Origin of the sequence: Pedobacter duraquae (assembly GCF_004362245.1) — a bacterium.
GTDB classification, from domain to species: domain Bacteria; phylum Bacteroidota; class Bacteroidia; order Sphingobacteriales; family Sphingobacteriaceae; genus Pedobacter; species Pedobacter duraquae.
The window spans coordinates 41,745-58,222 of record NZ_SNWM01000005.1; the positions used below are offsets into that span (position 1 = coordinate 41,745).

Annotated in this window: 13 protein-coding genes; 6 read left to right on the forward strand and 7 right to left on the reverse strand. The window is 41.9% G+C overall.

Annotated elements, in window-relative coordinates:
- From CLV32_RS18085 to CLV32_RS18095, 3 genes are all read right to left on the reverse strand, one after another.
- Positions 1-2,799, reverse strand: a complete 2,799-nt coding sequence (locus tag CLV32_RS18085; RefSeq protein ID WP_133558170.1) for a TonB-dependent receptor domain-containing protein — start codon at positions 2,797-2,799, stop codon at positions 1-3.
- Positions 2,800-2,949: 150 nt separating this feature from the next.
- Positions 2,950-3,939 carry a FecR family protein gene (locus tag CLV32_RS18090; RefSeq protein ID WP_133558172.1) on the reverse strand — a complete coding sequence of 330 codons (990 nt, stop codon included), beginning with the start codon at positions 3,937-3,939 and terminating at the stop codon, positions 2,950-2,952.
- A gap of 68 nt (positions 3,940-4,007) precedes the next feature.
- Positions 4,008-4,589, reverse strand: coding sequence for an RNA polymerase sigma factor (locus CLV32_RS18095; RefSeq protein ID WP_133558174.1), 582 nt, complete (start codon positions 4,587-4,589; stop codon positions 4,008-4,010).
- A 348-nt stretch (positions 4,590-4,937) separates the two neighbouring features.
- Between CLV32_RS18095 and CLV32_RS18100 the strand changes: the two genes are divergently transcribed.
- The 3 genes from CLV32_RS18100 (at position 4,938) to CLV32_RS18110 (ending at position 6,969) form a co-directional block, all read left to right on the forward strand.
- Positions 4,938-5,465 carry an outer membrane beta-barrel protein gene (locus CLV32_RS18100; RefSeq protein WP_133558176.1) on the forward strand — a complete coding sequence of 176 codons (528 nt, stop codon included), beginning with the start codon at positions 4,938-4,940 and terminating at the stop codon, positions 5,463-5,465.
- Between the two features lie 62 nt (positions 5,466-5,527).
- Entirely contained in the window at positions 5,528-6,364 is an 837-nt protein-coding gene (locus tag CLV32_RS18105; RefSeq protein ID WP_133558178.1) for a hypothetical protein, read from the forward strand.
- Between the two features lie 26 nt (positions 6,365-6,390).
- The gene (locus tag CLV32_RS18110) at positions 6,391-6,969 is read left to right on the forward strand and encodes a hypothetical protein (protein ID WP_133558180.1); all 579 of its coding nucleotides are present in this window, start codon (positions 6,391-6,393) and stop codon (positions 6,967-6,969) included.
- A 4-nt stretch (positions 6,970-6,973) separates the two neighbouring features.
- Here CLV32_RS18110 and CLV32_RS18115 read toward each other — a convergent pair whose 3' ends face one another.
- Together CLV32_RS18115 and CLV32_RS18120 are read right to left on the reverse strand one after the other, a co-directional pair.
- Positions 6,974-8,323, reverse strand: a complete 1,350-nt coding sequence (locus tag CLV32_RS18115) for a DUF3943 domain-containing protein (protein WP_133558182.1) — start codon at positions 8,321-8,323, stop codon at positions 6,974-6,976.
- Positions 8,323-9,369: a DUF4421 family protein gene (locus CLV32_RS18120; protein WP_133558184.1), complete on the reverse strand. Its 1,047-nt coding sequence runs from the start codon at positions 9,367-9,369 to the stop codon at positions 8,323-8,325. The genes CLV32_RS18115 and CLV32_RS18120 overlap by 1 nt, the downstream gene beginning before the upstream one ends.
- Positions 9,370-9,668: 299 nt before the next feature.
- On the opposite strand from CLV32_RS18120, the gene CLV32_RS18125 reads away from it, so the two are divergent.
- The 3 genes from CLV32_RS18125 (at position 9,669) to CLV32_RS18135 (ending at position 12,567) form a co-directional block, all read left to right on the forward strand.
- The gene (locus tag CLV32_RS18125) at positions 9,669-10,490 is read left to right on the forward strand and encodes a hypothetical protein (RefSeq protein WP_133558186.1); all 822 of its coding nucleotides are present in this window, start codon (positions 9,669-9,671) and stop codon (positions 10,488-10,490) included.
- 129 nt (positions 10,491-10,619) lie between these two features.
- On the forward strand, positions 10,620-11,672 hold the full coding sequence (locus CLV32_RS18130) for an alpha/beta hydrolase (RefSeq protein WP_133558188.1): 1,053 nt from the start codon (positions 10,620-10,622) through the stop codon (positions 11,670-11,672).
- 127 nt (positions 11,673-11,799) lie between these two features.
- A complete protein-coding gene (locus CLV32_RS18135) occupies positions 11,800-12,567 on the forward strand; it encodes a DUF2334 domain-containing protein (protein ID WP_133558190.1) in 768 nt (255 codons plus the stop codon).
- 3 nt (positions 12,568-12,570) lie between these two features.
- Here the strand turns inward: CLV32_RS18135 and CLV32_RS18140 are convergent, their stop codons facing one another.
- A complete protein-coding gene (locus CLV32_RS18140; RefSeq protein ID WP_133558192.1) occupies positions 12,571-14,469 on the reverse strand; it encodes a DUF3857 domain-containing protein in 1,899 nt (632 codons plus the stop codon).
- Complete coding sequence (locus CLV32_RS18145; protein ID WP_133558194.1) at positions 14,466-16,454, reverse strand: DUF3857 domain-containing protein; 1,989 nt, start codon at positions 16,452-16,454, stop codon at positions 14,466-14,468. The genes CLV32_RS18140 and CLV32_RS18145 overlap by 4 nt, the downstream gene beginning before the upstream one ends.
- Positions 16,455-16,478: the final 24 nt, after the last annotated feature.

Here is a 16,478-nt window from a genome sequence, read left to right on the forward strand (position 1 = left end):
TTATTGCCGCACCCGGTTTTGCTCGCTTTCAGCACTCCCTTTGGTCGCTTTCCGTTGCGTTTTAACACTATTCCCGAAATTATAGGTAAAGCCTAAGCTCACTGTGCGATATGCCCAATCATTACGCCATGTTGCTGTAGTATTTGGGATGTTCAGCACATTGCCTTGTGGGAAGTTAGTGCGCAATAAATCCCTTCCGCCAAGTCTAATTGTGCCATTTCCCGCCATGATCTTCTTTTGTAATCCAGCATCCAGTTGCCCCGTTGCCTTATGGGTATACTGCCCGTCAACCTTTGCAGAAATAAAAAATCCACTTAACTCTGCGCTCCATCCGGCGCCTAGCTGAAATTGGTTTTGAGCGGTAGTGTATACATACCATTGGCCCGTATTCAGATATCCCCCATATAACGGGCCCCTGGTAATGTTGTTGATTAACTCAGCATAAATATGCATGTTCCACCAGGAAAACGGATCCAGTGTGGCATTAGCATCAATTCCGTAATAAGGGTTTTTGCCAATATTCACTGTGCGGCTGATAAAGATATCTCCACTTCTTTCTACAGTTTCCACCTGATAATCGTGGATCAGGTTATACTGCAGGCCAAAAGAGAACCTGTTTTTATAATGCCATGAAAGTTCGTAGTTGTCAGAAAACTGAGGCCGCAGAAATGGATTGCCGGCCCAGTAGCCAAACTTATCTATAAACGTTAAAAAGGGATTGAGATTTTGGTAATAAGGGCGATCAATGCGCCTTCCATACGAGCCTATCAGTAAATGATTGCCGGTGGTATCTATTTTATAGGATAGATATGCCGTTGGAAAGGCGCTGAGGTAGCTCCTCGTAAATGATGAATCGGGTTTTAGCACATTGCCCAGCTGATGCCCACTGATATTGGTGTTTTCCAACCTTAAACCTGCTTTCAGCTCAACTCTGCCAAAACCCTGATTAAAACTGGCATATCCGGCATTGATGTTTTCCCGGTATTTGAACCTATTGGTTTGGTTGTAGTCGATCAGCGGCACTCCGCCAACAACATTATAATAATTGGCAGCATTATCCGTGTTGACGTAGCTGCTTTTTAAACCCAATTCCAGCTTGGCTTTATTGCCCAGCGGCTGCACAAAATCTGTTTTGGCAGCAAAGATGTTGATTTCTGCCGGCAGGTGGGCGGTAAGCTGTTCTGCGCTTGTGAGAGATCCTGTGGCATTAAGAATCCTGTTGTCAAAAGTCTGATCCTTGGACGTGCTATAGGTTAAATAATCAAGGTCAAAACTCAGCACTTTTCCCGGCTCGTCGAACGCATGACTGTAATTTAGATTTAATCCTCCATTGTTAAACTTGCTTTTCGTGTAATTGGTTGCTTCAACGATGGAGTTAACCTGTCCCAACTGGTTCTTTAAAGTACTTGTACTGCTGTTTGGATTGTTGCCTGTTGATAGGGAGCCGCTCAGTAAAAATCCTACAGTAGTTTTTTCAGAAAGCCTGTAGTCAAGTCCAAATTTCAATGTTGGGTTTTTCGTTAGCGGCCTGGAATAGCCAACCTGTTCATATTGGGTAAGTGGGATGCCTGCTTCGTCAAGATACTGTCTGCTGTTGTTCGTTTTTCTATAACCATTCTGTAGATTATAACCTGCAGAAGCAAACATATTCATGGCCCCCTTAGCATAGTTTAAGTTCAGGTTTTCATTCGTCCTCCAATAGGCTGCCTTGCCTGCACCAATGGTGATGTTCCCGTTAAAGCCTTCTGCCTTTGATTTTCTAGTCTTAATGTTAATGACGCCACCGTTACCCGCGGCCTCATATTTCGCTGGTGGGTTGCTCATCAGTTCAATCTGGTCTAAAGACGATGCCTGCATCGAGCGGAGGTAATTAGCCAGGTTATCGCCCGAAAGATAACTGGGCTTACCATCAATCAGTACCAAAATGCCATTCTTGCCTCTAAAGCTAATTGTACCATTGTCGTCAACCTGCACACCCGGCGATTTGGAAAGCACTTCTAAAGCATTCGCTCCAGTATTTGAGATCACCCCATTCACATTCACAATGGTACGGTCTATCCGTTGTTCAATAAATGGTCTTTTGGCCACAATACTGACTTGCTGCAGTTGTGTTGTCTTTGTGCTTAAAATAATATCCGGTATACTCACAACCGGACTTTCTGCCAGGGTTACTGCAACTTCAATCTCATCCATTCCCATAGACGAGATAACAAGCACATAGTCTCCTTTCTCAGCAACACTCAATTTAAAATAGCCCGATGTATCTGCCTGCAGGGTTTGTGCCGCTTTATTACTGCCTTTTTTAAAAATATTGATGTTAGCTGCCGATAGAGGCTGATGTTGTATGTTCAACACGCGACCGTTAACCTTAAAGCCAACCTGATTGGTCTGCTGCTCAAGGAGGATATTGCCGTGAATCTGGCGGAACGTGAAAAATGTATTATTGAGCAATTCCTGTAACGTTTCCGCAATTGTTCTTGTACCCTCTTGCAAATGGAGGTTGGATATTGCTTTAACCTCCGATTTACGGTAGTAAAAACGCAACGACGTCTGTTGTTCTATTTTTTTAAGTCCAGTCTGTAAGGTTTCGCCCTTCAAGCCAATAGTTACCTTATCCTGCTGCATATTCTGACCACGCGAAGCGGTGGCCAGCATCACCTGGATAGTAGTTAAAGTCAGAAAAGTTAAAATTACGCTTACACGCATAAGTTGCCGGATAAATTTATTCTTGTTCGTTAGTTTGTCTTTGGCGAGCACACATAGCGTCGCCAGTCTCCGCATTTTCGCAGAAATATTCATACTTTTAAATGTTTTAAGTGATTACCGTTATTTGAAACCCCGGGTTTCCGGGATGCCTGTAAGCCGATAGCCGTCGGTTTACGGGTTTTTTCGCTCATCCTCCTGGAGGCATCACGAAGCGCAAAAATTAGCTGTAGTTCATTTTGTTTTCTATTTATCGCAGCCAGCTCCTTCAATAAGAATGCTTCCGTCTGCTTTTCTCGTATATGTCGCATTGTTGAACGCACAGATTACGTCCAGAATCTTATCCAGATCTTGTCCGTTTAATGAGGTTCCGCTAAATCGGCAATTCCTCAGTTTGTCATTGCTGAACACAATCTTTACATGAAACTGATCCTGAAGTTGTGCTACAGCATCACCAAAATTGATATCTTCAAATTGTAAGTCGTCATGCTGCCATGCAGTTATCCGTTGCGCGTCAACGTGCTCTTTTACAGCGCTGTTTTTGTCGCCATTAAAGCTGATCTGCTGGTTGGGAGTCAACACGCCCAGCAGCTGACTTCCATGAGCTACGCTTACTTTACCTCTTGTAACGGTTACTTTTACAATATGCGTAAGTTTGTCTTCCTTGATGTTAAAGGCCGTTCCCAATACGCGTGTTGTGATCGTTCCGGTATGGATGATAAAAGGCTTTGATGCATCATGTGCGATATCAAAGTATGCTTCTCCCGATAAGTACACTTCCCTCGTTCCGGTTTGAAATACCTTTGGATACTTAAGTTCTGAACCCGCGTTTACCCAAACTTTACTGCCATCTGCCAAGGTAATTTGAGTCTTTTGGTCAGCCCTTGTAACCAGCGAGATCAAAGGCGTGCTATTGTGGTCTGAGTGTACGGGCGACTGTAAGTACAGCGTGATGGCAATAAAGACAACCGCAGCTACTGCTGCGATGCTGCGCCACACAATCTTGTTTCTTCCCGGCAGTTTTACCACATTGAGCTGCTCTTTATGTATACTGGCATGTATTTCTGTAAAGACTGTGGCCAACCACTGGTCTTTAGCAGGTCTGTCCCAGACAGGCCAGCTGGCATCTGGATTATTAACGGCGTCCAGCCAATGTTCGATGCTTTTATTTTCTTGGGGTGTGGTGTTGCCGTCCTCATAACGTTTCAATACGGCAGCTATTTGTTCAGCAGTCATTTGTTATCGGTTTTACAATAGCCGTATCAGCAGCGGTTCGGTACTATAAGAAAACAAAAAATATTTTTTTAGGATATCCAATAGGCGAGTGCTACCACAGAGACAGTAGCTAATGATCCTCTGATGTGTTTTAAAGCGGTGCTAAGTTGGTTTTTTACAGTCTGCTCTGAGAGTTCAAGCCTGGCGGCAATCTCGGCAATACTCAGGTTTTCTCCCCTGCTTAACAAATAGATTTCTTTGATCCTTGGTGATAAGGACAGCAATGAATTATCGATGTTTTGCTGCAGTTCTTTCGCGGCAATCTGTCTTTCAACATCCGGCTCGGCTCCATTATCCCATGCCTTAACCATCACAGCATACTCTTCACGCGTAATGTTCTTCCTGATCTTATTGATAATTCGGTAACGCGCCAGGGTAAATAAATACGCCTCTAAATTGCGGTCTATCTGCACATTTTCCCGCTGCTCCCAAAATTTCACAAAGAGATCATGTACAATATCCTTCGCATCATCCATGTGGAACAACTTAGAAGAGGCAAAGCCTGCCAGCTTATCGGCATACCTGTTGTAAATCTCTGCAAAAGCTTCTTCATCTCCTCCTTTTAAAAGATCAACCAATTTAAGGTCATGTAAAATAGTATATTTCGCCATTGCTCATTAAAGGAGGAGTCCACAACAAAGCTAAACATTTAAGATAAGGATGTGCGTAGCTAAACGACCCAAGTTCGATCCAAATATTTCAGTTAGGAGAAACATTGTAAGATATTCCTGCGTTAACAATTTAGCAAAAAGCCTGTTGGAGTGAATTTAAATTCCATCTTTAGTTTGAAATTTTTATTTTTAATCTGAGATGTTCGGTAAAGCTCAGAATTGAACTGAATTTTTCTAAGCTGTAATTCGACAATTGACTAAGAAAATATGATTAGAAGACAGTCTGATTGTCAAAAGATGGATAGACGGCGAGATCGTGATCGTTAGGTCATTTGTAAATTAAACAACATGAAAAAATTACTGCTCATCACAACACTCCTGGCCACCAGCCTCTATGCTACAGCTCAAAAAGGACTTCGCCAGTTACAGATTTCCGCGCAGATAGCAAGACCTACATCTGACTTGCTCACATTAACCAATATTGGTTACGGAGCGGCGGTAAAAGGAATATATGGATTTGGCGAAGGTCCGCAGCAAGCTACATTGGAGGCTGGGTATAATCGATTTCCTATCAAACATCTTCCAGATGGAGTCAAGGTATATTACGCAGCAACACCTGTATATGCAGGCTACAGATACCTGATTAACCAATTTTCGTTGGAAGGTCAGGCGGGTATATCTATCAATACCGCGTATGGTAGTAACAGTACGATGTCGCTTAGTAAAACGAGTAGTGATTTTGGTTGGGCACTCGGTGTTGGTTATACGATTAAAGGATTGGAAGTAGCCCTACGCTATCAGGTATCTGATACAAGAGGCGTAGCAGAAGATCTTACTTTTTTAGGTCTTAGGGTAGCCTACAATTTAAAACTGTAATTGAATAAAATGGCGATTGCCACATAAATACGAAACTCCATTGTTAACTTAAAATAAATGCCATGAAAAAACTATCACTATCATTAATCGCCATTATAATGGCACTTAATCTTTTTGCACAAACCAAACCAGATGTCTTAGTCAAAACCAACGGGGAGGAAATGAAGGGGAAAATCGTAAAGGTGACCGATACCGATGTCTCGTTTATTTACTCCGGGGAAACAGCAGAATATGTGATCAAGAAATCTGATATCGCCAAACTTGTCCATGGGAGTGGACGGATAGAGACCTTTTCTGATGTTGCCGCACAGTCGGTGACAAGGAAAAGTGACGGTGTAGCTATGACTGCAAGCCCAGTAGATCATCACAATAAAATCGCAATTCTTCCCTTTACTTATCTAATGGACAATCAACCGGGTGCCGATCAGATTGGTATCAAAGCGCAGCAGGATACTTATACATTGCTTTCGCAACACACAGCAGGATATACCCTGCTTGATCCACGTACCACAAATGCCCTTTTAGCTAAAGCTGGCGTAACGAAAGATAAGATGATGGGATATACAATGAAAGAGATTTGTGATCTGCTGAGTGTTGAATATATAATTGAAGGTACAGTAACTCAGAATAAAGGATATCAAACCAATTCTTCAGTAACTTCAGGTAGCACGAAAGTAAAACGCAATGATAACAATAGTGTAACAGGTGTTAAAGGGTCTGAATCCAATTATGGAAATTCAGTTCAACGATATGATGTCAGCGTAAATTTAAATGTATACATGGATAACAATGCGAGTATTTTTAGTCAAACACACAAAGCATTTTTAAGCAACACTGATGGCTCATATAGTGGTCCCTTAGAATATTTGCTTAAAAGGAGTCCAATATATCGTAAATAGAGACAATCAATTTTGATTTCAATGCAATGAAAACAATAGCCCTTTTTTCAATTCTCTTTTTAGTCGTGATTTTAGGATGCCGGTCAAAAACTGACCAGGAAGAAGTTGCCGGACATACAGACAGTTTAAGTTCTGTTGTCGAAAAATCTTCTGGCATAAATGACGAAGATGTAGTTTCAAAGGTAAAAACGTATATGAAAACTTCTTTGAAGGATGATTTGGAAAAAGGGTTCGTTGATAGCCTCAGCAGGCACTGTATTGCGCAACAAATAGACCTGAATCATGATGGGAACTCAGAGGTTTTTGTAGGCCTCAGCGGACCTTACTTTTGTGGCAGCGGAGGATGTACATTGCTCTTGCTATCAGACAAAGGAGAATTGATAACGCGTTTTACAGTAAGCGAAACTCCTGTACGTATTCTGAAATCTAGCACTGACGGCTGGAATGATTTATTGATTCAAAGTCAAGCCGAACACCATGTGTTAAAATATGATGGAAAGACTTATCCGTCTAATCCAAGCATTCAACCTGAAAAAGGATTAGTATTTGAAGACATCTTAGGCAGCGTACTGGATCAACAGGGGGCAATTGGCATTGCCTTCTAACAGCTTATAATTTATATCCCAGAGAAAACCGGGCGAAGGGATAAATTTCCGCTACATTATCAAAACCTTTGAAAAAGCCGTTCAAAGTGTACTGGCCTACACCTGCGGCAAGAGAAAAGCGTTGACTTAAAAAGGCTCTGAAGTCGGCAGAAAGCGTGTTTAAGATATAAGATGATGGATTACCATTAATGGTCTGAAACCTACTTCCACGGTAATTAAGCTCAGTTTCAAAAAGATTATTGACAGTCATACTTGCTGCAGCGAGTACATTGATTCCTGCGCAATAGTCGTAATTTCTTCCTTCACCATAAAACAGATATTTATCTTGGACAGCACCCAATGCAATGATTCCGCTTCCAATTTCGGTGTTAAACCGCACTTTAGCTTCAGGATTCCAGTCCGATATTAACTTAAATGTGAAACTTTGTCCTCCATACTCAAAGGCATTGTTTTTAATAAAGTCATAGTTCATGGTAACGGAATACAAGTGCTTTGCATTCCCATTATTCTGCATGGACCAGGTCTTCAGTGCGCCAGCAACCTGCAGATTATTGATGTAGGTAGAGTCGCCGCTTCCCAATTCGATCAGGGCCGAAAAATGATCAAACGGCGCACTGGTTTCTTCATATTTATCCCCGTAAAGCAAACGCAAACGGAGGTATATTTCTTGTTTCCCCCGTAATTCTTCCTGATAAGTCTTCACGTTGAAATGCCGTGATCCTACATTCACAAAAGCCTGCAATTTGTGCGTGGTGTCTACTACGGCCCGAAACTTTCCCCACTTCCCGTCCAAAATCCGGTTAACGCCGTTTAGCGGGTTAATTAGAAGCCCCGCCACTTCTTGCAACTGTCTTTTTACGCCTGTCGCACGGTTGTTGACTAGCTTATTTGAAATTCTATAAGTCATTTCACCCAAAGTAATTCCACCAAGACTGGTATTGATAAAATCATTGGGCGCAAACTTGTTTGTTTCTGCCGCAACTTCCCAAATAAAACTGCCGGTAAAAGCAGCTGGAACTGATTGCCAGAATGAAAATCCGTTGGTCCTGAAAGAATTATAATATAAGTTGCCATGGTAAGGGTGTCCAAACTGATTGGTTTTAAAGCTATTGTCGTCCCACTCCCAGTTTCTCGGATTAAGGTTATTTCCAATACTCTTGATGTCAAGTTTTGCGAACTCTGCACCCCTCAAAAACTTATTATAACTCCAGGGTATCAACTGCACAACAAAAAGCTCCGTTGCTGCCCGGCCAAATTTTTTCTTCTGAACGTGCAGGGTATCTCCGGCTACCTGTGCGCGGGAGCTCACTGAAAAAACTAATAAAAGAAAAGCAAAGAGGTAGTACCGCTGCATTAGTTGAATATTTTTTTATAGTTTTTACTGATAAATCTTGGCGCCTTTAACCTGAAACCTACAAAAAGCTCAAAAAAGAGGTCTGTATTTTGGTTTTCCGCTGATGTCAGTCCCTGCGAATATTTAGCAGATACTGCATTGATTGAACTACCTGCAAAAAACGTATGACTATTATAGCCTAAGCCCAGTTTGCCATCCCACTGGTAAATGGGACCACGCTGGGTAAAACTAAAGGAGTTTTGCTTACCACGGTTATTAACTTTAGTATGGATATAACCAAAAGAGGGCGTAAACGCACCTACCAGGTAAAGCGTCTTCTTTAACACGAAGGTATATTGATAACCAGCCCCGAGTAAAGCCTGGACGTTATTAGATTTTTCATTTGATGTAGCGGTAGCTGTACGGTCGTCTATGATATAGTATCTCAACGATATCTTGGGTAAAAATCCTCCAGCACTTTTGAGTTGCCGCTCCGTCTGACTCGAAGTAGCTAATAGAGATAATTTTTTGTTTGTATTATAGCCCAAGGCTAGATCATAACTAGTGAAGTACAAATCTGGTACCTGAAGATACGCATCTCCATCACGCCAATCTGGTCTGAAGTCGACGGTGTTTTCTACATAATAACCTTGAGTTTTAGAAAGACCTGCCGACGCAAACCATTGTCCGATATTGGTGCTGGCACCCAGACCAAATAATTTGGTTTTACCTTTTTCATTATCATCTTTATTCGCTCCGGCAAATCGGGGTAAGTAGTCAACATAAAAAGAAATGAAATGGTAATTGAAATAAGTCCTGAGAATTTCTGAAGTGTTTGGTTGCAGAACAATATTGAAATTACCGGTCTTGGCAACTAACGCTTCCGCTGTGGTGGTAATAGAAGGTTTTACAATAAAAAAATCATCAAATCTTTCTATGTAGCTACTGTCGACTGATTTTTTTACCTGTAATGTATCTTGTCCGCTTGCTTTAAAAGCGCAAAGAAATACAGCTAATATTGCAGTCGGTGTTGATAGGTTCAAGTGCAGTCTCGCCAAATATTGCATCTACTTAACTCATTTTCGCGTAATGGAATGTCAGAGCTAAATTTTGTTTCAGCTCAGATTTTATTGACTAATATAATAAAACTTTATAAGACGACCGGGCGGTTCGCAACGAAAGCTCATATTGCTAATTATGATTTTGCTTGTCAAATCAAAAAAACGAATACCCATCAAATAATTCAGTAGGTTAGCTATTGATCAATTGAACGTTAAAATTTTAACCAGACCAACAATGGAATGCCAAGTTTGTTACTCAAGTAATTATTTAATGTAAGATAGAAAAATTAAAGCCTAGTAAAAACATGAACGGAACAACCAGCCAACTTTTATCGCTAATTTCTTATGGCAATCAATTTTTAAAAACGGGAGTTATCCCTGAAGATTATTACCCAAGTAACCTGAGCTTCAAGTTCTGTAACCAGGTTAATTTTCTGGATCTCAAAGCGGAATCAGATGGGCATAAAGAAGAAGAAGTAGCCGGGGATCCCGTTGCGTGGTTTAATTATCTAAAACAACAAGGCTGCGTGAGTTTGGCAGCCTATTACCACCCTTCAAAGTCCAATGAGACCGATACCCCAGATCATAAACTCGCCGGCATGATAGGCGGCGGCGGAACCTGGCTTTTGGAAGCGATTTATCCGGCGTATTCTGGTTTCTGGGCAAGTCGCTGGGAGGCCAATCAGTCTAACGACCCGGATCAAAACATTTGGAAGGTTAGCTATGGACGTACCGTTTCCGAAACGCAGACCATCAATTTCTGCCCGGACCAAGTAGAAACGGCAAGGGCTTTTCAGGAAATCCTGACAGATGTCAGCGCTTTCGCATCCGCGCATGAGCTCACAAATTGGGCAGATGTCTTCCAAAAAGCACTTGGAATCCTAAATGGGGAAACCGGGCGAGATCAGTGGTACGGCAATCAGATCTGCGAAACAGGATATGACCAGGCTGCCTTGCGGTTAATATATGCAGCAATGGCATCACATGTGTTTGCTGGCATGGGGTCATGGAACGATCTCGGTTTTGAAAATGATGAAGATAATGAGGAGTACAACGAGCTTTCTTATTACTTATACGACTGGATTAACAGAGCACTTTTAAGTGGGATAAATTCAAATGCGGATTAATATGTATGGTTACTACCGCGGGTTTTTCAGTCTTTAACGCTCATAAAGCCCCTTCCGTCGATTAGTAAATGGGTGTGCTACAGAAACGCATTTTCTTTGTATCAACAAACCCATTAAACTTAAAACGGAATGAAAAATTTAATCAAACTCAGCAAACTCGCAGTATTCGTAATCGCTACTGTAATTACAGGTTCAGTAACCGCACAAACTGTAAAACCATTGGATCCTGCCAAAGATCCCCAAATAGAAAGTCAGGTAAAAGCTTTCCTTAAAGTACTTAACTCAGGTACCGGCAAACCCATCGAACAACTGTCGCCAAAAGATGCCCGCGCAGTATTGACAAATGCTCAGGAATCTGTAAAGTTTGATTACTCGGATATCGAAGTGAGCGAAAAAACAATCACAGAAAATGGCATTCCCGTAAAATTACATATCGTTAAGCCGGCAAATTCGAAAGGGATATTGCCTGTGTTCATGTTCTTCCACGGCGGCGGTTGGGTGTTAGGTGATTTCCCTACGCATAAACGCCTTGTCCGTGACATCGTTGTTGCATCTGGTGCTGCAGCAGTATTTGTAGATTATACTCCTTCTCCCGAAGCACATTACCCTGTTGCTATCAATCAGGCATATGCAGCAACGGAGTGGGTAGCAAAGAATGGTGCCGAGATCGGTGTAGATGGCAAACGTTTAGCTGTAGTTGGAAATAGCGTTGGTGGAAACATGGCTGCGGTAGTTGCCTTGATGGCTAAAAACAAAAAAGGACCTGAGTTAAAATTGCAGGTGCTGTTATGGCCGGTAACCGATGCCAACTTTCAAACCGGATCTTATAAACAATTTGCTACAGGCAGGTTCCTGACTAAGAACATGATGGTGTGGTTCTGGAATAGTTACTTGCCTGATGTATCAAAAAGAAAAGATATTTATGCAACACCGCTAAATGCCACCTTAGCACAGTTGAAAGGATTGCCTGCAGCAGTAATCGCAACAGCAGAAAATGATGTTTTGCGTGACGAAGGTGAAGCTTACGGTCGTAAGCTGGATCAAGCCGGAGTACGTGTAAGTGCAATGCGCTATAATGGTATGATCCATGATTGGGGTATGCTTAATCCGCTGGCAAATGTTCCCGGAGCACAGTCTGTAGGGCTACAAGCCGGTGCAGAATTAAAAAAAGCATTGAAATAAGAATATACGCACACACAAATTGAAATCAGGGGTTCCGAATGGAGCCCCTTTTTTTATTGCCTGCCGAGGAAACACATTAATTAATAATACTTTATATTAGGTGCCGAATCTTAAACCTCCCGAAATTATGACTAGCTTCAAAAGCATTATCGTTGCCTCCTTATTTTGCATATTGCCTTTCGCAACAGTAAGGGCGCAAGCAGTAATTTTATTGAAACTGGACGATCTGGCCTCTAAAAATAGCATGAGCTCTGCAGCACCAGTGCTCGATGTCCTTGTTGCCCGCAAAGTAAAGGCATCAATTGGTGTAATTGCCTCGAGACTCGATAGCACCGCTGGAACAGCCTATAAAAAATACATCCGTGCTACAGATGAAAAGGGTGGTAAATTATTTGAGATATGGAACCACGGATATGACCATTCCAGTACTAATGGGCCAGATAAAAATCCTGAATTCAAGGGCACTGGTTATGCTTTTCAAAAGGAACATTTCGATAAAGCCGATCAGCGCGTAAAGCAGCTTTTAGGCATTGAAATGCATACCTTTGGAGCGCCGTTTAATGCAAGCGACTCTACTTTCAACAAGGTGATCGGCGAGCATTCTAAATACAAGGCCGTTTTCTTTAGCAGCATTAAGCCCGTAGGAGTAAAGAGGCTGATGAACCTGGATAACCGTGTTAACATGGAAAGCGCAACAGGGATGGTGAATTTCGAATATTTCCTCACACAATACGAAAATTTTAAAGGGCAATATTATGATTATATGGTCTTGCAAGGGCACCCCAATCAATGGGATGCCGCTAAACTGGCAGAGTTCAATAAAATAATAGATTTCCTGATTGCCCAACATCATCAGTTTGGACTACCTTATGCATATAGCCAACAGAAAAAATAATCTCTATTCTGATTTCGCCAGAACCGCCTTAAGCTTATCGGCCAGATACATTTTCTTATAAAAGTCTACAGCATCTTTATATTTCTCTGGCGGATACCTTTTGCTATTCAGGCGTTGTACGCGGGTATACACAAGCTTGTCGCCCTTCAGTACTGCAGTAGCGGTATAAGTGCCAAATTCAGAATCTATTTTTACTGATTCGGGCACAAATTCAACCTTGTAGCCCTTGGGAATGGAATAAGTTACCTCGTCGGTATCCTGAAATCCGAAAGCGACAGCAAAGGATGTTTTACGATCTTCTACCTTTCGTGGTACACTTTCGTTTCTATTGAGTAAGTTCAAGGTAAGGAACAGCTTATCGCCCCCCTGATTCAGCATTTGACTGCCCTTAGCTTCAATCTGCTCTTCGAGCTTTGGCTGATCTTTATCTGACTGTGTATATTTTGCGGACACCACTTCCATATTGGGAATGCTCAAGCTATTTAACAGTGCCTTACGCTGTGCCGTAGGATCTCTAAGCATCATGTATAGATGATCTTCGTACTGACAAGCGCCATAGCTTGTTTTGATCAAGATATCGGCATTGCCCTCAGCCGTCAACGCAACCGTTGTATTTCTTTGCTGATAGTTGTCTGCCGGACTGTAAAAGGGTGTGTTTACCAATTTTCCTCCCGCTTCCGTTACCAACATAACCGTTTTGTTTGATGTGCTGTTGCCCAGAAAGCCAGCAGGCAGGTATTGACTTGTGCATTCAAGCCAGGTAGTATCCTTTGCCGCAGGAACACATAAGATCATATGATTGGCTTGTCCAAAACTGGAGTAATCTGGGTTTAAAGAAGGCATATCAGCACCAATCATTACCAAATGTGACTGGATGCCCACTGTCTCCAGCAGCGCCTTCATATAGTTTGAAAGGGCCTTACAATCGCCATAATTTACAGCAGCTACTTTTTCCGCTGCAATAGGTTTAAAACCACCAATTCCTAATTGTACGCTAACATACCTGGCGTTAGTCTGCATAAACTTATAGAGAATGGCAATCTTTTCTTTATCAGTTTTCGCAGATGCTGTCAATGATCTTACAGTGGCCTTTGTTTGCTCGGGTAAGTTCTGTCCACCTTTACTAAGGTCAAAAATCCAACTGCCCAGATTTTTCCAGCTATCTACATTCCCGCTTACATTGTCATATTGAAAAGCATTGGGTGATGCCTGCACCCAGGGCGTTATTTCTTTCATTCCGACAGACATGGGCTCCGAAGCAATACTTGCCACTTGCTGCACGGACCATTTGTAATTGCGTACATGGTTTGATAAAGTAGAGTCTGTTTTAAGATCTTTGCTTTTCAAAAACTTAATTGTGCTACTTTCAGGAACCTGGATAGTATAGCTTGATTGTTCTACAGCGGTATCATAGGCAGTCACAGGATTCCAGGAAGGGAAACTTAAAAAACCATTAAAGTCTTTATCATAGCTATATTCAATAGTAAATGGATAGACCCCATTCAGAAAACTGAGCTCTTTTATCCTGTTATCGTCGAACATTGTCCCCTCAGAAGTGAGGCTTCTGTCTATGAAATCACCACTTTTATAAGTCTTAATTTTAACCCCCTTGGCATCATACATAGTGGCTTTTAGATTGTATACCGAAGAAAGCCTGTCGTAATATTCAGACATAGATGCCAGCGACTCGGCATTCTTAGTCAGGATCGTTATGGCGGTTTTATAGCTCATGGTTGCCGAGCCGACATTTTTCACCGTAATTGCGCATTCTTCGCTTCTTACAACTGCAGTCGATCCAACCAGCATAGCCGGAGAAATTTTAGCCACATCATATGGGTTTTGTGCCCGCACGCATAGTGTGGCCGTCATGAAGACCGCGGATAGATAGATTGCTAGCTTCATGATTTTTTGAATACGATTTGTTCCGCCTGTTTGCGAACGATATTTTTAAAGAACTCTTTAAGTAGAAAATACTCCTCGGGCGAAAACACCGATTTAGCAATGCTGATCCTACTTTTAATAGCTATTTTGTTGCCATCTACTGCATAGGTCACCTGGAATAGTCCATCCTTGTTAGGTAGCGCAAAAGCCTCGTTCTTCGGTAATTTATCTAACGTATACTTTTCCGGGAATTCAATTACCGACCGGATATTTTCTTCGAAAGGGTGTGCAAAGTCAACTGGAAACTTTCGCTCTTCCAGTGGAAAGGGGTTGTCTTTTGTGCGGTCAAAAAATAAAGGGGTGAAGTACATTAGATTGCCAGCGTCTTCCACGGCGTCCTCAATAGTAACATCCATCGTCTCAAATAAAGTCTCGTGCGATTGTTTCAGGTTGTCGATCTTATAGGAGCTAATCTCCAGCCCGGGTCTTTTTGCTTTATAGTTTTTTAGAAACTCTGCTTCGGTTGCCGTTGATTTATAAAGTGCTCTGCGGTCTATCGCATCATAATTCATCGCAGATAAGTAGATATTTCCTTTAAAGGTCTTGTCTTCGCCCAATACGAGGTTGTACGTGACGCTGTTATTTCCGGCGATATCATTATCAAGAGAGATCCATGCTGCAGTCTTTTCCTCTGTATTTATCTTTAACCCTTCATGGTTTAGGTTACGGCGACTGATCATATCAGGCATGTTGTCTTCATCGGTTGCGTCAAGTAGAAAATTCCTTCCACCTGCGGTAACCTGAACCACAACACTATTGAATTTGGAAAGCATAGGATATCCGGGGTGAAAGCCGTTTCCACGAGTGCTTAACAGTACAGGAGAACATGTTATTCCTGCAGCACGCAACATGCCGAGAAGACTGAGATTAATGTCGCCAGTGCTGCCAGATTTCTTTTCCAATACGGCCTTTTGACTGGATTGGGTGCCATAGTATCCGTTTTTTTCGTTCCACTTAATATTGGCTTTTACATAGTCGAATAGCAGGTTCATCTTGGCAACAGAATCTTTTTCGTCCTTTACAATACTTGTTATAAACGCTTTATCGAAATTATTTCTTTTAACAAAGCGGCCAAAAGTTTCATCGTCCATCAGCTCAGTGATTAACTTAGGCCAGGTAGAGCTGAAATCTTTGTAAACAGAGCCAGGAAAGTTGGTTGCCGTAAGCTCGAAAGTTAACTTACTCACATAATCATCCAATGTCGTAATGAAATTTTCCTGTTTGATAGCAGGCACATCCGTCAGGTAATAAGTTGTTTGGGTGGCATTAGCGGAATTCACAAACTTAACATCTCTGGGCCTTGTTTGGTTGATATCTAAGTACCCGTTTTTGGCGAGTTTATAGATGTAGTATTCGGGTACTGTAAAGGTGAATTCAGCATATTTTGCTGGATATGCGCTTTGAAAATACCAATCATCAAGCATAAAAGTAAAGTCTGAATTGGTAGTGTACGTGTATTCGATAATAGATCCTTCTTTGACATTTGGCAAAGTAAATTTTTTGATTACATGGTTTTTGTCAGCACGACTGGTAAATTTAGCATCACCGGCCATTTTGCTCACTTCAATCTTCCCATTCACCAGGTTGTAAGTTGATGCGCGCATGCCTGTTAAGGTTTCTGCACCTCCACCAGAGGAACTATTGTATAACTGAATCTCGAAGTCAGCCAGGCTGTAAGCATTTTTGTTTACCACTTTATACCTTACGTGTCTGGTAACCGTGTAGGTGAGCCCGTTGGTTCTTGGGCTTATATCAAAACTGCCCGATCCGATGTCGAAAAGTTTAATTGCGTTTGCTGCTGAATCCGGGCCCTTAACCTGTGTGTCGAATTCACTAAGGTCTACCGAACCAAATTTAAATTTTTTGTCTGTGGGAGCCTGCTGGGCAGATGAACAAAAAGCAAGGCATACGATAAGAAGCAGAGTTACCTGAAAAGACTTAATCATGGAGCGTTAAAGTTAATTTAGATT

Coding starts and splice junctions, on each gene's coding strand:
- CLV32_RS18085 (WP_133558170.1), bottom strand. CDS start 2,799: ATGAATATTTCTGCGAAAATGCGGAGACTGGCGACGCTATGTGTGCTC.
- CLV32_RS18090 (WP_133558172.1), bottom strand. CDS start 3,939: ATGACTGCTGAACAAATAGCTGCCGTATTGAAACGTTATGAGGACGGC.
- CLV32_RS18095 (WP_133558174.1), bottom strand. CDS start 4,589: ATGGCGAAATATACTATTTTACATGACCTTAAATTGGTTGATCTTTTA.
- CLV32_RS18100 (WP_133558176.1), top strand. CDS start 4,938: ATGAAAAAATTACTGCTCATCACAACACTCCTGGCCACCAGCCTCTAT.
- CLV32_RS18105 (WP_133558178.1), top strand. CDS start 5,528: ATGAAAAAACTATCACTATCATTAATCGCCATTATAATGGCACTTAAT.
- CLV32_RS18110 (WP_133558180.1), top strand. CDS start 6,391: ATGAAAACAATAGCCCTTTTTTCAATTCTCTTTTTAGTCGTGATTTTA.
- CLV32_RS18115 (WP_133558182.1), bottom strand. CDS start 8,323: ATGCAGCGGTACTACCTCTTTGCTTTTCTTTTATTAGTTTTTTCAGTG.
- CLV32_RS18120 (WP_133558184.1), bottom strand. CDS start 9,369: ATGCAATATTTGGCGAGACTGCACTTGAACCTATCAACACCGACTGCA.
- CLV32_RS18125 (WP_133558186.1), top strand. CDS start 9,669: ATGAACGGAACAACCAGCCAACTTTTATCGCTAATTTCTTATGGCAAT.
- CLV32_RS18130 (WP_133558188.1), top strand. CDS start 10,620: ATGAAAAATTTAATCAAACTCAGCAAACTCGCAGTATTCGTAATCGCT.
- CLV32_RS18135 (WP_133558190.1), top strand. CDS start 11,800: ATGACTAGCTTCAAAAGCATTATCGTTGCCTCCTTATTTTGCATATTG.
- CLV32_RS18140 (WP_133558192.1), bottom strand. CDS start 14,469: ATGAAGCTAGCAATCTATCTATCCGCGGTCTTCATGACGGCCACACTA.
- CLV32_RS18145 (WP_133558194.1), bottom strand. CDS start 16,454: ATGATTAAGTCTTTTCAGGTAACTCTGCTTCTTATCGTATGCCTTGCT.